This is a genomic window from Streptomyces novaecaesareae, assembly GCF_000716875.1.
GTDB lineage: Bacteria > Actinomycetota > Actinomycetes > Streptomycetales > Streptomycetaceae > Kitasatospora > Kitasatospora novaecaesareae.
The window spans coordinates 23,123-38,078 of record NZ_JNWQ01000014.1; the positions used below are offsets into that span (position 1 = coordinate 23,123).

The 14,956-nt window shown below is 72.5% G+C and carries 14 protein-coding genes; 8 read left to right on the plus strand and 6 right to left on the minus strand.

What is annotated here, in order from left to right:
- Positions 1-44: 44 nt before the first annotated feature.
- The gene (locus tag OP86_RS07505) at positions 45-491 is read right to left on the minus strand and encodes an SPW repeat protein (RefSeq protein WP_030058184.1); all 447 of its coding nucleotides are present in this window, start codon (positions 489-491) and stop codon (positions 45-47) included.
- 255 nt (positions 492-746) lie between these two features.
- On the opposite strand from OP86_RS07505, the gene OP86_RS07510 reads away from it, so the two are divergent.
- Together OP86_RS07510 and OP86_RS07515 are read left to right on the plus strand one after the other, a co-directional pair.
- Positions 747-1,301, plus strand: a complete 555-nt coding sequence (locus tag OP86_RS07510) for a PadR family transcriptional regulator (RefSeq protein WP_030058183.1) — start codon at positions 747-749, stop codon at positions 1,299-1,301.
- Positions 1,302-1,370: 69 nt separating this feature from the next.
- Positions 1,371-3,086, plus strand: coding sequence for an acyl-CoA dehydrogenase family protein (locus OP86_RS07515; protein WP_030058182.1), 1,716 nt, complete (start codon positions 1,371-1,373; stop codon positions 3,084-3,086).
- A 93-nt stretch (positions 3,087-3,179) separates the two neighbouring features.
- On the opposite strand, the gene OP86_RS07520 is transcribed toward OP86_RS07515, so the two are convergent.
- Complete coding sequence (locus OP86_RS07520) at positions 3,180-3,872, minus strand: response regulator (protein ID WP_051829806.1); 693 nt, start codon at positions 3,870-3,872, stop codon at positions 3,180-3,182.
- Positions 3,873-4,165: 293 nt separating this feature from the next.
- On the opposite strand from OP86_RS07520, the gene OP86_RS33395 reads away from it, so the two are divergent.
- On the plus strand, positions 4,166-6,259 hold the full coding sequence (locus tag OP86_RS33395; RefSeq protein WP_051829807.1) for a sensor histidine kinase: 2,094 nt from the start codon (positions 4,166-4,168) through the stop codon (positions 6,257-6,259).
- 167 nt (positions 6,260-6,426) lie between these two features.
- Here OP86_RS33395 and OP86_RS36475 read toward each other — a convergent pair whose 3' ends face one another.
- The 4 genes from OP86_RS36475 to OP86_RS07540 all read right to left on the minus strand — a co-directional run bounded on the left by OP86_RS36475 (position 6,427) and on the right by OP86_RS07540 (position 8,295).
- The gene (locus OP86_RS36475; protein WP_157849684.1) at positions 6,427-6,648 is read right to left on the minus strand and encodes a hypothetical protein; all 222 of its coding nucleotides are present in this window, start codon (positions 6,646-6,648) and stop codon (positions 6,427-6,429) included.
- A 53-nt stretch (positions 6,649-6,701) separates the two neighbouring features.
- Positions 6,702-7,367 carry a hypothetical protein gene (locus tag OP86_RS07530; RefSeq protein WP_030057835.1) on the minus strand — a complete coding sequence of 222 codons (666 nt, stop codon included), beginning with the start codon at positions 7,365-7,367 and terminating at the stop codon, positions 6,702-6,704.
- 101 nt (positions 7,368-7,468) lie between these two features.
- Positions 7,469-7,879, minus strand: a complete 411-nt coding sequence (locus tag OP86_RS33400) for a pirin family protein (protein ID WP_051829808.1) — start codon at positions 7,877-7,879, stop codon at positions 7,469-7,471.
- Complete coding sequence (locus OP86_RS07540; RefSeq protein WP_030057837.1) at positions 7,876-8,295, minus strand: hypothetical protein; 420 nt, start codon at positions 8,293-8,295, stop codon at positions 7,876-7,878. The genes OP86_RS33400 and OP86_RS07540 overlap by 4 nt, the downstream gene beginning before the upstream one ends.
- Positions 8,296-8,615: 320 nt before the next feature.
- On the opposite strand from OP86_RS07540, the gene OP86_RS07545 reads away from it, so the two are divergent.
- The 5 genes from OP86_RS07545 to fahA all read left to right on the plus strand — a co-directional run bounded on the left by OP86_RS07545 (position 8,616) and on the right by fahA (position 14,882).
- Positions 8,616-10,016 (plus strand): phosphoribosyltransferase family protein, encoded by a 1,401-nt coding sequence (locus OP86_RS07545; RefSeq protein ID WP_033331262.1) that lies wholly within the window; start codon positions 8,616-8,618, stop codon positions 10,014-10,016.
- 257 nt (positions 10,017-10,273) lie between these two features.
- Positions 10,274-11,488, plus strand: coding sequence for a 4-hydroxyphenylpyruvate dioxygenase (gene hppD, locus OP86_RS07550; protein ID WP_030057838.1), 1,215 nt, complete (start codon positions 10,274-10,276; stop codon positions 11,486-11,488).
- Positions 11,489-11,530: 42 nt separating this feature from the next.
- Positions 11,531-12,736, plus strand: coding sequence for a homogentisate 1,2-dioxygenase (locus OP86_RS07555; RefSeq protein ID WP_030057839.1), 1,206 nt, complete (start codon positions 11,531-11,533; stop codon positions 12,734-12,736).
- Positions 12,733-13,656 carry a hypothetical protein gene (locus OP86_RS07560; protein WP_199815134.1) on the plus strand — a complete coding sequence of 308 codons (924 nt, stop codon included), beginning with the start codon at positions 12,733-12,735 and terminating at the stop codon, positions 13,654-13,656. The genes OP86_RS07555 and OP86_RS07560 overlap by 4 nt, the downstream gene beginning before the upstream one ends.
- Positions 13,653-14,882 carry a fumarylacetoacetase gene (gene fahA / locus OP86_RS07565; protein ID WP_030057841.1) on the plus strand — a complete coding sequence of 410 codons (1,230 nt, stop codon included), beginning with the start codon at positions 13,653-13,655 and terminating at the stop codon, positions 14,880-14,882. The genes OP86_RS07560 and fahA overlap by 4 nt, the downstream gene beginning before the upstream one ends.
- Positions 14,883-14,956: the final 74 nt, after the last annotated feature.

The window sequence follows — 14,956 nt, forward strand, 5'->3', positions numbered from 1 at the left end:
GGCGGTCGAGCCCTCCGCGCCCCGGACACGGGCTGCGGGGAAGATCAGCCCCTGGCACGGCCGGCCCGGCCGCGCCGCATTGCCGCTCCGTTCGACGTCATGGTGGCCATCGAGATCGCCGCGAGGCCGAGCAGGAACATCACGGCACCGACGATGATGCAGGTGACGATGTTCTTGCCGTGCGCGACGGAACCGGAGACGGCCCAGGGGGAGATGATCGTCCAGGCTCCGAGCGCGGTGGCCGCCCAGGCCCTCGCGTGGGTGCGTTCGTAGGCCGTGCCGTAGCCGGCCATCAGCAGCGTGTAGGCCAGACCGACGATCAGGCAGGTCACGGTCAGGGTGCTGAACGCGGTGAAGCCGACGATCCATGGCGATGCCGCCAGGAAGAGGCCGGCCAGTACGGCCAGGGCTTCGATGCCCTGGGCGCGGGGGGTCGAGGTGACCCGCTCGTAGTGTTCGCGCAGTTCGACGATGTCCGGATGGTGCTCCATGCCCGTCGGGATATGGGTTGCCACCGATACCACCTCCTGTGGTCCGGAACGTGGGAGGCACTCGCCCCGCGAGGCACCCGTGAAGGGCTTGCCTCGCAAAGGCGCTTGGCCCCGTACCCATTCTGGCCCTTCTCTAACGTTTTGCACCTGATAGTCCGGAATGATCGATAACCATCCGATCACGCCGGTGACCTGCGTCTCAACACCGCGGGGCGCCATTGCCTATGCAACTCGTTGCATAGCAGGATGCGGGGCATGGCACTGGAGCACGCGATCCTCGTCTCGCTGCTGGAACGGCCCGGCTCCGGCTACGAACTGGCCCGGCGCTTCGACCGCTCCATCGGCCGCTTCTGGACCGCCACCCACCAGCAGATCTACCGGGTGCTGCGGCGCATGGAGGCGGACGGCTGGGTCGCGGCCCAGGAGGTCGCCCAGGACGGGCGCCCGGACAAGAAGGTGTACTCGGCGGCCGCGGCCGGACGGTCCGCACTGGCCGACTGGCTGCGGGAACCGGTCGAACCGGAGACCGTCCGGCACGAGCTCGCGGTCAAGATCCGGGCCGCCGCCTTCGACGATCCGGCCGCACTGATCTCCGAGGTCGAGCGGCACCGCGACGGCCACGCCGCCCTGCTCGCCCGCTATCTGCACGGCGAGCAACGGGACTTCCCCGACCTCACCGCGCTCGACACGTGCCAGGAGCTGCAGCACGTGGTGCTGCGCGGCGGCATCGAGTACGAGCGGATGACCCTCGCCTGGCTCGACGACGTGCTCGCCACCCTGCGCCGGCTCGCCGCAGACCGGCCGTCCTGACGGCCCACACCGTCGCGCCCCCCTCGACACCCTCGACACCCTCACCCACTCGACTCCCAGGAGCCCTCGATGCTCTTCAACCCGCGCACCTACGACCCCGCACAGTTCGACGAGCCGACCCGCCGGCTGCTGCGCGCGACCGTGGACTGGTTCGAGTCCCGCGGCAAGAAGGCGCTGATCGACACCTACATCGACCGCAGCTGGTACGCCGACTTCCTCGAATTCGCCGCGAAGGAAGGCCTGTTCGCGGAGTTCCTGACCCCCTCGGCGGCCGACCCCGACAAGCGCTGGGACACCGCGCGGATCGCCGAGCTGAACGAGATCCTCGGCTTCTACGGCCTCGGTTACTGGTACACCTGGCAGGTCACCATCCTGGGCCTCGGCCCGGTCTGGCAGAGCGGGAACGAGGCCGTCCGGGCCCGCGCCGCCAAGCTGCTCGCGGAGGGCCACGTCATGGCCTTCGGCCTCTCCGAGCGCACCCACGGCGCCGACATCTACTCCACCGACATGATCCTCACCCCGGACGGCGAGGGCGGCTTCACCGCGACCGGCTCCAAGTACTACATCGGCAACGGCAACGTGGCCGGCCTGGTCTCGGTGTTCGGCCGCCGCTCGGACGTCGAGGGCCCCGAGGGCTACGTCTTCTTCGCCGCCGACAGCCGCCACGAGGCGTACCACCTGGTCAAGAACGTGGTGAACGCCCAGATGTACGTCAGCGAGTTCCGCCTGGAGGACTACCCGGTGCGCGCCGAGGACGTGCTACACACCGGGCAGGCCGCCTTCGACGCCGCGCTGAACACCGTCAACGTCGGCAAGTTCAACCTCTGCACCGCCTCGATCGGCATCTGCGAGCACGCGATGTACGAGGCCGTCACGCACGCCCACAACCGGGTGCTGTACGGCAAGCCGGTCACCGACTTCCCGCACGTCAAGCGGGAGTTGACCGACGCGTACGTCCGCCTGGTGGCGATGAAGCTGTTCAGCGCCCGGGCCGTGGACTACTTCCGCACCGCCTCCCCCGAGGACCGCCGGTACCTGCTGTTCAACCCGATGACCAAGATGAAGGTCACCACCGAGGGCGAGAAGGTCATCGACCTGATGTGGGACGTCATCGCGGCCAAGGGCTTCGAGGCGGACACCTACTTCGACAAGGCCGCGAAGGACATCCGCGGCCTGCCGAAGCTGGAGGGCACCGTCCACGTCAACCTGGCGCTGATCCTCAAGTTCATGGGCAACTACCTGTTCGCCCCGGCCGATTACGCCCCGGTGCCCAGCCGGCTGGACGCCGCCGACGACGCCTTCCTGTTCCGCCAGGGCCCGGCCCGCGGCCTCGGCGCGATCCGCTTCCACGACTGGCGCACCGCCTACGACCGCCAGGCGCAGCTGCCCAACGTCGCCCGCTTCCGCGAACAGGCCGACAGCTTCTGCGAGTTGCTGCTCAGCCACGCGCCGAGCAAGGAGCAGCAGGCGGACCTGGACTTCCTGCTGGAGATCGGCCAGCTGTTCGCGCTGATCGTCTACGGCCAGCTGGTGCTGGAGCAGGCCGAGTTGACCGGCCTGGACGCCACCGACGAGGGCCGCGACGTGCTGGACCAGGTCTTCGACGCCCTGGTCCGCGACTTCTCCGCGCACGCCACCGAGCTGCACGGCAAGGCCTCCACCACCGAGGAGCAGGCCGCCTGGGCGCTGGCGAACGTGCGCCGCCCGGTGTCGGACGCGGCGCGGGCCGAGCGGGTCTGGGGCCGGGTCGAGGCACTCTCGGGCGCGTACGAGATGCAGCCGTAACGACGGCGGCAGTAGCGGAAGGACCCCGGGGGTGCCGGTCGGCGGACCGGCACCCCCGGTTTCACATCCACCGGGGGACGCCCGACCGTCGCGTCAGCCGTCACCGAGGCCCATGTCGCGGGCCCGGGCGACCGCCTCGGCGCGGGTGGCGACGTGCAGCTTCTCGAAGATGTGGGTGATGTGGTTGCGGACGGTCTTCTCCGCGACCACCAGCTCCCGGGCGATCCGCCGGTTGTCCAGCCCGCGCGCGACCAGGTCCAGCACCTCGGCCTCGCGGGCGGTGAGGTCGGGGAACAGCTGCCCCGCCTCGCGCATCCTGGCCCCGGCCAGCAGGGCGGTGATCCGCCCGGCCACCTCGCCGCCGAACACCGCGCCGCCCGCCGCGACCGTGCGCACGGCGTGCAGCACCTCCTCCCGCCCGGCGCCCTTGACCAGGTAGCCGCGTGCGCCCGCCTGGAGGGCGGCGAGCAGGTTGCCGTCGTCGTCCGACATGGTCAGCATCAGCACCGGCGGCGGCGCCTCCTGGGTGGCGAGCCGGCGGACGGCCTCCAGCCCGGAGCCGTCGGGCAGCGAGAGGTCCATGATCACCACCCTCGGCCGGTGCCGGTCGACCGCCTCCGGCACGTCGGCGACCCGCTCGGCCTCGGCAACCACGAGGACGCCCTCGGCGCTCTCCAGCGCCGCCTTGAGCCCCTCCCGGAAGAGGGGGTGATCGTCGACGATCAGTACACGGACGGGCTGGTTGTCGCCCGACTCCGATGGCGCCTGCGGCCGTTCTTCATCCACCCGGCCGACACTACCAGCGCCGAACCGGCTACTTTCCGTGACATGCTCGGAAGTCGTCCGCGTGGCGGGCGGGGCGGGACACCGCTCCCCGGGGTTGATTCGGCGCTGGGGCCGGCGGCCGGGGACAGGATCCGAGACCGCTGCCTCAGGTGCCCGGGACACCGGGCCGTCTTGACTGGAACCCGGCCTGGTCCACGCCGCCGGCCTTCCCGCCGACCGCGAGTCCGTACCGCCGGGGGGTTCGCACCACCGGAGTCCGCCCCACCGGCCCAGCCCGTCTGCGAGGTGGTGCCATGACCACGGTGACCTCCGCCCGGCGCCGTACGCCGGCCGAGCGGCAGCTGACCGCCGCGGCAGTCGTCACGGCGGTCTGCCTCGTCGCCGCGACGGTGTGGATCTGCTACGTGCTGGTCCACCTCGGCGATCCGGGCGTGCACCAACCCCGCGACGAACTCGGCAACCTGATCTACGCCCTCCCGACAGCCGGGGCGGGCATGCTGCTGCACGCCCACCGCCCCGGCAGCCCCCTCGGCTGGGTGCTGCTGGTCTACGCGCTGACCGAGATCCTGCCGGACGCGGCCGCCGCGCCCGTCTCGGTCGAGGTCGCCGACCCGGGCATCGTGGGCGCCGTGGCCGCCTTCGCCGCGCTCTGCAGCTCGGTGAACGTGACGATCTTCTACGTGCTCCCGCTCTGGCTGCCGGACGGGCGGCTGACGACGCGGCGCTGGTGGTGGTACATCGGCGCCGTCGCGCTGTTCGTGGTCCCGGAGATGTCCCAGCGGCTCGACCGCCCCAAGCAGTTCGGACGGCCCAACCCGCTGGCCGGCAACCCTCCGGCGCACTTCTTCGGTGTCGCCACCGACGCCCTGGGCGGCCACGACCTGCTGGTCAGCGAATGCCTGATCGGGATCGTGACCGTCGTCCTGCTGACCCGCCTGCTCCGGCCACGCCGCCGGGCGGGCGGCGAGGGCGAGGTCCGTCGGCACCGACTGCGGGTGGCGGCGATGCTCGGCGCGTACCTGCTCTGGGCCGGGATGCAGGACGTGTATTCGCGGAACTTCGCCGAACACTACTGGCTCAGCTACTCGCTGTTCGCCGCCGCAGGGCTGGTGTGGGCGGTCGCGGTGGCCTTCCTGGTCATCCGGGACCACGGCTGGCGGCTCGACCGGGCGGCCCGCAGCGCGCTGGTCGGGCTGCTGCTGGGCACCGGGGTCACCGGGCTGTTCGTCGTGGCCGCCGCGGTGCTCTCCACCTGGCTGCTGCCCGGGCGCGGCGGAGCGGCGCTGCTGCTGATCGCCCTGGTGTACGCACTCGGCGCGACCCTGCCACGGGCGGCGCGGCGGGTCGTCGCCCTGGTGGACCGGCTGTACTACGGCGAGCGCGCCCAGCCGTACCAGGTGCTGCGGACGTTCGCGGGGCGCGTGCGGCAGGTGGTCGACCCGGCGCGGCTGCCGGAGGCGCTGTGCGTGACGGTCGCCGAGGAACTGCGGCTGCCCGGGGTCACCCTCGCCGTCACCACCCGGGCGGGGCGACGCATGCTGGCCACCGCCGGACGGCTGGACGGGCGCCGCCAGGACTTCGCGCTGGTCCACAACGGCCTGCCGATCGGCGAGTTGACCGTCGGACTGCGGGCGGGTGAGGAACGGCTGGATGCCAGCGACATCGACATCCTGCGCTCGCTCGCCGACCAGGCCTCGCCGGCCGTCGCCTCGCTTCGGCTCCAGGAGGACCTGCAGGCCAGCCGGGAGCAGATCGTCTCCGCCCGGGAGGAGGAGCGGCGATGGCTGCGGCGGGACATCCACGACGGGCTCGGGCCCGCGCTGGCCGGCCTCCGGCTGCAGGTGGACAACGCGGCCACGGCGGCGGCCGCCGGGCTGGCGGACACGCTGCGCGGGGTATCGGACGGCCTGCGGATGACGATCAAGGAGGTCCGCCGGATCACCGACCGGCTCGGACCGGCGCCGCTCGGCGAGTTCGGGCTGGCACGGGCGGTCCGGCAGTTGGCGGACACCTTCGGCGGGACGGGGCTGACCGTGACGGCGGTGCTGTCGCCGGAGCCGCTGCCGGAGCTGCCGGCGGCGGTGGAGGTCGCGGCGTACCGCATCACGGCGGAGGCGCTCAACAACGTGCTGCGGCACGCCCGGGCCCGGACGGCGCGGATCACGCTGTGGGTGGACGAGGAGGCGCTGACGCTGACCGTGCAGGACGACGGGGTGGGGTACCGGGCGGACGGCGATCCTCCGGCCGACGGCGGTGGGGTGGGGCTGCGCTCCATGGCGGACCGGGCGGCGGAGATCGGCGGGCACTGCACCGTCCGCGCGCTGCCTCCGAACGGGGGCACCCTGGTGTTGGCGGTTCTGCCGCGCTCGGCGGCGGTGGACCGGTGAGACCGGCGAGGGGGGGCGAGGCGGCGGGCGACGGGGTGCGGGCGACAGCGAACAGATGACGGCGAACAGATGACAGATTTCGAAATCTGTCATCTGTTCGCCGTTGTTTGTCATCTGTCAGCCGTCGGCTGCCACCCCGGCCGAATCGGCCTGGCGACGGGCCGGGGTCAGGCTGTCGGCTCGGGAGGCACGGGCGGCACTCCGCAGTTGCCGAGCTTGCAGCCGACGCCGCCACCGCCGTCCGGTGTCACCACCAGGGACGGTGCGAGACGGCGACGAGACTCCGGAGTGGAGGCAGAACAGGCGTTGCGCAGCGAAATCGCCGCCGCGATCAGGCCCGCCAGCACGCCGGCCGCGCAGATCGCCGTGGTCGTGGTGTTGGTTGCCATGAGGAGATACTCCTGATTCTTTCGGGCGACCGATCGAGGTCGATCGGTCACTCTCAACTCTGCGGACGGGCACGCCCCGAGTGCATGGGCTTGATGTCCCATTCCGGTCCCGGATCGGCGCCGGGCGCTCCGATCCGGCCCAGCACGGCAGTCACCGGCTGGTGCGATCCGGCCCGGAGGCCGTACCGCTCCTTGGCCCTGGCGTAGACCAAGTCGCCCGGATACAGCGACACTTCGCCGAGCTCGCCGAGGAAGACGCCGGGCTCGGAGAGGACCAGTAGGAAGACGTCGGCCGCCCGGTCCTCGAACGGCCCGCAGAGGCCGCCCGGTTCGAGTCCCACGGTGCCCACCTCGACCTGCCGCCAGGGCCGGGCGGCCTCGGGGCCCGATCGCTGGGCCGGGATGTCGGCTCGGGACGGGACAGGACGGACGGTGAGCACGGCGGTCGGCGCACCCCGGACTGCGGTGAGCCGGCAGGTGCTGCCGGGTCGGTGGTGCAGCGCCTCGCCCGGGGAGAGGACCCGGCCGGCCGCGAACAGCCGGCCGGAGAGCACCACGGTCACCGACTCCGCCGATTCGTACGGGAGTTGCTCGACCCGGACGCCGGGCGGCAGGGTCTCGACGGTGAGTCCGGCGCGGACGGTGGGCCGCTGCTCCGGGTCGATCAGCCGCCGGAAGACGGGCGCGGTGCGGGGGACGGCGGCAGGAACGACGATCACGAGAGACCTCCTCGGACGGGTGGGGACGATCGGTCCGGGATGGGCAGGAGCGGGAACAGGAACAGGAACAGGAACAGGAACAGGACTAGGACCAGGAGGGGTCAGGGCCGGTCGCGACGGGCGGCGCGGCGCCTGGCCAGGGCGGCCCGGGTGCCGGCGTTGTGCCGGGGGACGGCGAGGGTGAGGCAGAGCAGTTCGGCGCCGAGCGGCCCGGCTTCGAGGTGCAACGTCCGGCCGCGGCGGGCCAGCAGCAGGTCGCCTTCGGAGGCCAGGTGGTCCGGCTCGTCGGAGAGTCGGCCGACGACGGCGGCGCCGCGCAGCACGTGCAGGACGGTCTCGGCGTCGGGCCGGCCGGTGAGGACGTGGTGGGCTCCCGGGCTCAGCCGCAGGTGGTCGAAGGCCTCGCAGGCGCTGGTGAGCATCGCGCGCCGGGCCAGGGAGCGGATCCGTACGCGTTCGCCGTTCGGGCCGAGGACGACCATGGCGGCGCCGGTGTCGGTGGTGACGATCATGCGGGTTCATCTCCGCTCGAAGCGGTGGGGCGGCCGGCGGGGACGGTCAGGACGGCGTGGAAGTACTCCATCCCGGCGGTGCCGGCGGTGAGGACGGTCCGGGTGCCGAGCGGGAGGACGACGGCGGTGCCCTCGACGAGGGGGATGCCGGCGTCGCGCGGCTCGGCGTCGTACGAATCGGAGTCGTACGAATCGGAGTCCGATGAGGCGTCCCGCCGGACCGTGTTCTCGGGCAGTTCGGCGAGGCCGGAGCCGGCGGTGACGTAGAGCGCGTGTTCGACGCCGTCGGCGGCCACCTCGGTGCTGTGGCCCGGTTCGAGCCGCTGGAGTCCGACACCGCGCAGCGGGCCGGCGAGCAGACGACCAGGGTCGACGGCGCCTCGTCGGCGCAGGTCGGTGATGACGGTGCCCGGCATGTCGGGCGCTCCTTCCGGTCGTCGGCGGGCCCTGCGGTCCGCCTCTGTGACCAACCGTGCGCCGCCCGTTGTCCCGTCCACACGGGGGGCCCGTCCCGTCCGGATCCTGGTCGCATCCTGGCCTGGTCCCGGCCGATCCCGAGCCGATCCCGAGCCGACCCCACGCGCGATCCCGGCTCCGTCCCGGGCCGGCTCCCGGCGCCCCGTACCACCTCCGGCCCCGGCCCCGGCCCCGCCCGGGGAGCCCGCCCGTACCACCGCGGGCAGCCGGGCGAACGACCCCGCGCACGAGGACGTACGGTGGAACCGGAGGCCGTGTCATGCACGTCACCGGAACACACTTCACCCCCTTCGCCGACCGCACCGACGCGGGCCGGAGGCTGGCCGCCCGGCTCGGACACCTAAGCGGCGCCGACACCGTGGTCGTGGCGCTGCCGAGGGGCGGGGTGCCGGTGGCCGCCGAGGTGGCGGCGACTCTGGGGGCTCCACTGGACATCTGCGTCATCCGCAAGCTCGGCGTGCCGTACCAGCCGGAGTTGGGCATGGGCGCGATCGGCGAGGGCGGCGTCCGGGTGCTGAACGAGCAGGTCATCCGGCTCGCCTCGGTCACCGACGACCAGCTGGCCGAGGTGGAGCGACGCGAGCGCGCCGAGCTGGAGCGCCGGGCCCGCCGCTACCGGGGCGACCGCCCGCCCGCGGACGTGCGCGGCCGGGTCGTGATCGTGGTGGACGACGGCATCGCCACCGGTTCCACCGCCCGGGCAGCCTGCCGGATCGTCCGGGAGCGGGGCGCGGCCCGGGTGGTGCTGGCCGTGCCGGTGGCGCCCCGGGACTGGACCGACCGCCTCGACGAGGTCGCCGACGAGCTGGTCTGCGTGAACACGCCGTCCCCGTTCTTCGCGATCGGCGAGTTCTACGCCGACTTCTCACAGACCGAGGACGAGGAGGTGCTGCGACTGCTCGCCGAAGCCCGGGAGCGGGACCGGGACGGGGGCGACCCACCCCCGACCGCCGTCGCGGTCGACCGCGAGCTGGTCCTGCCCGCCGCCGGGGTCCGGCTCGCGGGTCGGCTGACCGTCCCGGCCGACGCGCGCGGCGTCGTGGTCTTCGCGCACGGCAGCGGCAGCAGCCGGCACAGCCCGCGCAACCGGTACGTCGCCGACCACCTGAACGGCGCCGGGCTGGCCACGCTGCTGTTCGACCTGCTCACCGAGGCCGAGGAATCGGACCGACGCAACGTGTTCGACGTGGGGCTGCTGGCCTCCCGGCTGACCGCCGTCGCCCGGCAGCTGGGCACCGGCACCACCCTTGAGGCCACCGCCGTGCCGGAGACCCGTGGCCTGCCGCTCGGCCTGTTCGGCGCCAGCACCGGCGCCGCCGCCGCGCTGCACACCGCCGCCGAGCTGGGCCCGGCCGTGCGCGCCGTGGTCTCCCGGGGCGGCCGTCCCGACCTCGCCGGGCCCGAGGAACTGGGCCGGGTGAGCGCCCCGACGCTGCTCGTCGTCGGCTCGCTGGACACCACCGTGCTCGACCTCAACCGGCAGGCCGGGCGCCGACTGCGCTGCGAGCGTGAACTGGCGGTGGTGCCGCACGCGACCCACCTGTTCGAGGAACCCGGAGCCCTCGACGAGGTCGCTGAGCTGGCCCGGCGCTGGTTCCTGCGCCACCTCCCCGAGCCCGGGCCCGCGTCCGAGCCCGGGCCCGCGTCCGGGAGCCGGTGAACCCCGTGAACCCCGTGAACCCCGTGAACCGTGATTGCGCAGAGTTCGCGCGTCACCGCCGTCAGGAAGCGCAATTTGCGCAGCGCGACGCGGGAATTCCTGGCCAGCTTGTACACATTGAGCAGTGAAAAACCGACCTGTTGCCCAACCACCCCGACAGGAGCAAGCTCTCCGCAACCGCACCGCCCACCCATCCGCGGTGCGGTCGCGATCCAGCGGAAGCCTCAAAGCCGAGGCCCGAAGTGGAGGAACGAGCGATGACCACGCAGTCCCACGCCCTTGAGTTGACCCCCGAGGAGCGCGAGGCCGGTCTTGACGCCGACCAGCTGCGCCGCCTCGTCGGCCTGGTCGAGCACGACGCCGCCGCCGACCCGTTCCCGGTCACGGCCCAGGACGCGGTCGTCTTCGTGGTCGGCAACGCCACCCAGACGGCCCAGTTCTACCAGGTCGTGTTCGGCATGGAGCTGGTCGCCTACTCCGGCCCGGAGACCGGCCGCCGCGACCGCAAGGCGTACGTGCTCCGCTCCGGCTCCTGCCGCTTCGTGATCAAGGGCGGTGTCCAGCCGGGCAGCCCGCTGCTGGACCACCACCGCCGCCACGGCGACGGCGTCGTCGACCTCGCCCTGGAGGTCCCGGACGTCGACAAGTGCATCGAGCACGCCCGCGCGTCCGGCGCCACCATCCTGGAGGAGCCGAACGACGTCTCGGACGAGAACGGCACCGTACGCCGCGCGGCCATCGCCACCTACGGCGAGACCCGCCACACCCTGATCGACCGCTCCCGCTACCACGGCCCCTACCTGCCGGGCTACGTCGTCGCGGAGAGCAAGGTGACCCACCCGGCGGGCTCGCCCAAGCGCCTGTTCCAGGCCCTCGACCACGCCGTCGGCAACGTCGAGCTGGGCCGCATGAACGAGTGGGTGTCGTTCTACAACCGCGTCATGGGCTTCGTGAACATGGCCGAGTTCGTCGGCGACGACATCGCCACCGAGTACTCCGCGCTGATGTCCAAGGTCGTCGCCAGCGGCAACCACCGGGTGAAGTTCCCGCTCAACGAGCCGGCCATCGCCAAGAAGAAGTCCCAGATCGACGAGTACCTGGAGTTCTACACCGGCCCCGGCTGCCAGCACATGGCGCTCGCCACCAACGACATCCTCACCACCGTGGACGTGCTGCGGGCGCGCGGAGTGGAGTTCCTCAACACCCCCGACGCGTACTACGACGACCCGGAGCTGCGCGAGCGCATCGGCAAGGTCCGCGTCCCGATCGAGGAGCTGAAGAAGCGCGGCATCCTGGTCGACCGCGACGAGGACGGCTACCTGCTGCAGATCTTCACCAAGCCGATCGGCGACCGCCCGACCGTCTTCTACGAGTTCATCGAGCGGCACGGTTCGCTCGGCTTCGGCAAGGGCAACTTCAAGGCGCTCTTCGAGTCGATCGAGCGCGAGCAGGACCGACGCGGCAACCTGTGATCGTCGGAGAGCTCTGACGAACGGTCGAGGAGGACCACGGAGATGGCGTACTACCGGCAGCTGGGCAGCATCCCGCCCAAGCGGCACACCCAGCACCGCACCCCCGAAGGCGGGCTGTACTACGAGGAGTTGATGGGCGAGGAGGGGTTCTCCTCGGACTCCTCGCTGCTCTACCACCGGGGCATCCCCTCGGCCGTGGTCGACGCGGTGCCCTGGGAGCTGCCGGACCAGTCCACCGTGCCCAACCACCCGCTCCTGCCCCGCCACCTCAAGCTGCACGAGCTGTTCGCGGGCCAGGAGTGGAAGTCCGCCGACGTCGTGAATAGCCGCCGGCTGGTCCTCGGCAACGGCGACGTGCGGATCTCGTACGTCGCCGCCGGGGCCCCGAGCGAGCTGTACCGCAACGGGCTCGGCGACGAGTGCGTGTACGTGGAGTCCGGCTCCGGCACGGTCGAGACGGTGTTCGGCTCGATCGAGGTCGGCCAGGGCGACTACGTGATCATCCCGCGCGCCACCACCCACCGCTGGGTGCCGGCCGGCGACGAGCCGCTGCGCGCGTACTGCATCGAGGCGAACAGCCACATCACCCCGGTCAAGCGCTACCTGTCCAAGTACGGGCAGCTGCTGGAGCACGCGCCGTACTGCGAGCGGGACTTCCGCGGACCGGTCGGCCCGCTGCTGGTCGACGACGCTCCCGGCGACGTCGACGTGCTGGTCAAGCACCGTGGCCCGCACGGGGTTTCGGGCACCCGCTACACCGTGCCGCACCACCCCTTCGACGTGGTCGGCTGGGACGGCTGCCTGTACCCGTACGCCTTCAACATCCGGGACTTCGAGCCGATCACCGGGCGGATCCACCAGCCGCCGCCGGCCCACCAGGTCTTCGAGGGCAACAACTTCGTGATCTGCAACTTCGTCCCGCGCAAGGTGGACTACCACCCGCTGTCGATCCCGGTGCCGTACTACCACGCCAACGTGGACAGCGACGAGGTCATGTTCTACTGCGGCGGCGACTACGCGGCCCGCAAGGGCTCGGGCATCGGTCAGGGCTCGATCTCGCTGCACCCCGGCGGGCACACCCACGGGCCGCAGCCGGGCGCGTACGAGCGCAGCATCGGCGCGGAGTTCTTCGACGAACTCGCCGTCATGGTGGACACCTTCCGCCCGCTGGAGCTCGGCGAGGGCGGCCGGGCGAGCGAGGACGGCAACTACGCCTGGACCTGGGCCGGTCGGGGGCCCGGACGATGAGCGCTCTGCCCACCGGGGGTGCGACCCCCGCTGCCGGGGGCATGATCCCCGTTGCCGGGGGCGTGATCCCCGAACTGTTCCGCGGGCTCTTCGACGACGCGGCGGTGTTCCCGCCGGGGAACCTGCCGGTCGCCGAGGCGGTGCCCGCGCACCGCGCCCACCGCGCGGCCTGGTACGCCGAAGCCGTCGGCCCGTTCCTGTGCGGGGTGGGCCGGCTGGGCGAGTTGGCCGCGGTGGTCGCTGGCGGCACGGCGACGGCGGGCGACGCGGCGTTCAGGGTCGGGCTCGTACTGCCGGGGGGCAGTGCCGAACTCGCCCAGGCGCTCGCCGCCGCCGCGCCGTTCGAGCTGGCCGGCGTCGAGCTGGCCACCCGGGACGCCGCCGAGGCGGTCGCCGAACTGGACCGGCTGCTCCCGCCCGACGTCCCGGCCGCCGTCGAGCTGCCGCGCGAACTCCTGCGTGGGGACGGGCTGGACGCCGTCCTGGACGTCCTGGTGGACAGCGCGTACCGGGCGAAGTTCCGCACCGGCGGGCTGGTCGCCGAGGCGTTCCCGGACGAGGAGGAGCTGGCCGCCTTCCTCACCGGCTGCGCGCAGCGCGGACTGCCGTACAAGTGCACCGCCGGGCTGCACAACGCCGTCCGGCACACCGACCGGGAGACCGGCTTCGAGCACCACGGCTTCCTGAACGTCCTGCTGGCCGCGCAGGAGACCGACCCGGCCGCGGCCGCGGCGGTGCTCGCGGAGCGCGACGGCGAGACGCTGGCCAAGGCGGTGCTCGCACTGACGGACCGTCAGGTTACGGTGATCCGCAACTCGTTCACCGCGTTCGGCACCTGCAGCATCGCCGAACCCCTGGGCGACCTGGCCGCGCTCGGCCTGCTGTCGTCGCCCAGTCCACTGCACCAGGAGGACCGTTGACCACCGCCGGAAGCCCCCGCAGCTGGCTCGCCAGCGCCCAGGACTCGCCGTTCGGCGTGCACAACCTGCCGTACGGCGTCTTCACCGCCGCCGACCAGCCCGGGCGGCGCCGGATCGGCGTGCGCGTCGGGGGCTTCGTCCTGGACGCCGGGGCGGCCGCCCGCGCGGCCGGCGCGCCGTCCACGCTGCTGGACGCGGACTCGCTCAACCCGCTGATGGCGGCGGGGCGTCCGGTCTGGACGCGGGTGCGGGCGGACCTGACGACCTGGCTCACCGACGAGTCCTTCCGCGAGGCACTGTCGCCGGCGCTGCTGCCGGCGGACGAGGTCGAGCTGCACCTCCCGTTCGAGGTCGCCGACTACGTCGACTTCTACGCCTCCGAGCACCACGCCACCAACCTGGGCCGGATCTTCCGCCCGGGCTCGGAGCCGCTCACGCCCAACTGGAAGCACCTGCCGATCGGTTACCACGGGCGGGCCGGGACGGTCGTGGTCTCCGGCACGCCGGTGGTGCGGCCGTACGGGCAGCGCAAGGCGCCCGCCGACCCGACGCCGGGCTTCGGACCCACCCGCCGGCTGGACATCGAGGCCGAGGTCGGCTTCGTCGTCGGCACGCCGTCCGAGCTGGGCCGGCCGGTCGTGCTGGACGACTTCCGCGAGCACGTGTTCGGCGTCTGCCTGCTCAACGACTGGTCGGCGCGCGACATCCAGGCCTGGGAGTACGTGCCGCTCGGCCCGTTCCTCGGCAAGTCCTTCGCCACCTCGATCTCGCCGTGGATCGTCCCGCTGGACGCGCTGCAGCACGCCCGGGTCACTCCGCCGGAGCGCGACGTCGAGCCGCTGCCGTACCTGGACGACCGGGGCGGCGAGCCGTGGGGCCTGGACCTGGCCATGGAGGTCCGGCTGAACGGGCACCTGGTGTCCCGCCCGCCGTTCGCCACCATGTACTGGACGGCGCAGCAGCAGCTGACCCACATGACCGTCAACGGCGCCTCGCTGCGCACCGGCGACCTGTTCGCCTCGGGGACGGTCAGCGGGCCGGAGCCGGACACCCGGGGCGCGCTGATCGAGCTGACCTGGAACGGCGAGGAGCCGCTGAAGCTCGCGGACGGGACGACCCGGACCTTCCTGGAGGACGGCGACGAGGTCGCCATCACCGCCACCGCGCCCGGGCCGGACGGGGCCGTGGTCGGCTTCGGCGAGGTGACCGGGCGGGTGCACGGGTAGCGTCGGCCGGGCTGGCCGTGGACAGCTGACAGATGACAGACGACAGCTGACAGATTTCATCATCTGTCAGCTGT

What these genes read in the sequence shown, in the direction of transcription:
- OP86_RS07505 (WP_030058184.1), bottom strand. Translation starts at nt 491, where the DNA reads ATGGAGCACCATCCGGACATCGTCGAACTGCGCGAACACTACGAGCGG.
- OP86_RS07510 (WP_030058183.1), top strand. Translation starts at nt 747, where the DNA reads ATGGCACTGGAGCACGCGATCCTCGTCTCGCTGCTGGAACGGCCCGGC.
- OP86_RS07515 (WP_030058182.1), top strand. Translation starts at nt 1,371, where the DNA reads ATGCTCTTCAACCCGCGCACCTACGACCCCGCACAGTTCGACGAGCCG.
- OP86_RS33395 (WP_051829807.1), top strand. Translation starts at nt 4,166, where the DNA reads ATGACCACGGTGACCTCCGCCCGGCGCCGTACGCCGGCCGAGCGGCAG.
- OP86_RS36475 (WP_157849684.1), bottom strand. Translation starts at nt 6,648, where the DNA reads ATGGCAACCAACACCACGACCACGGCGATCTGCGCGGCCGGCGTGCTG.
- OP86_RS33400 (WP_051829808.1), bottom strand. Translation starts at nt 7,879, where the DNA reads ATGATCGTCACCACCGACACCGGCGCCGCCATGGTCGTCCTCGGCCCG.
- OP86_RS07540 (WP_030057837.1), bottom strand. Translation starts at nt 8,295, where the DNA reads ATGCCGGGCACCGTCATCACCGACCTGCGCCGACGAGGCGCCGTCGAC.
- OP86_RS07545 (WP_033331262.1), top strand. Translation starts at nt 8,616, where the DNA reads ATGCACGTCACCGGAACACACTTCACCCCCTTCGCCGACCGCACCGAC.
- hppD (WP_030057838.1), top strand. Translation starts at nt 10,274, where the DNA reads ATGACCACGCAGTCCCACGCCCTTGAGTTGACCCCCGAGGAGCGCGAG.
- OP86_RS07555 (WP_030057839.1), top strand. Translation starts at nt 11,531, where the DNA reads ATGGCGTACTACCGGCAGCTGGGCAGCATCCCGCCCAAGCGGCACACC.
- OP86_RS07560 (WP_199815134.1), top strand. Translation starts at nt 12,733, where the DNA reads ATGAGCGCTCTGCCCACCGGGGGTGCGACCCCCGCTGCCGGGGGCATG.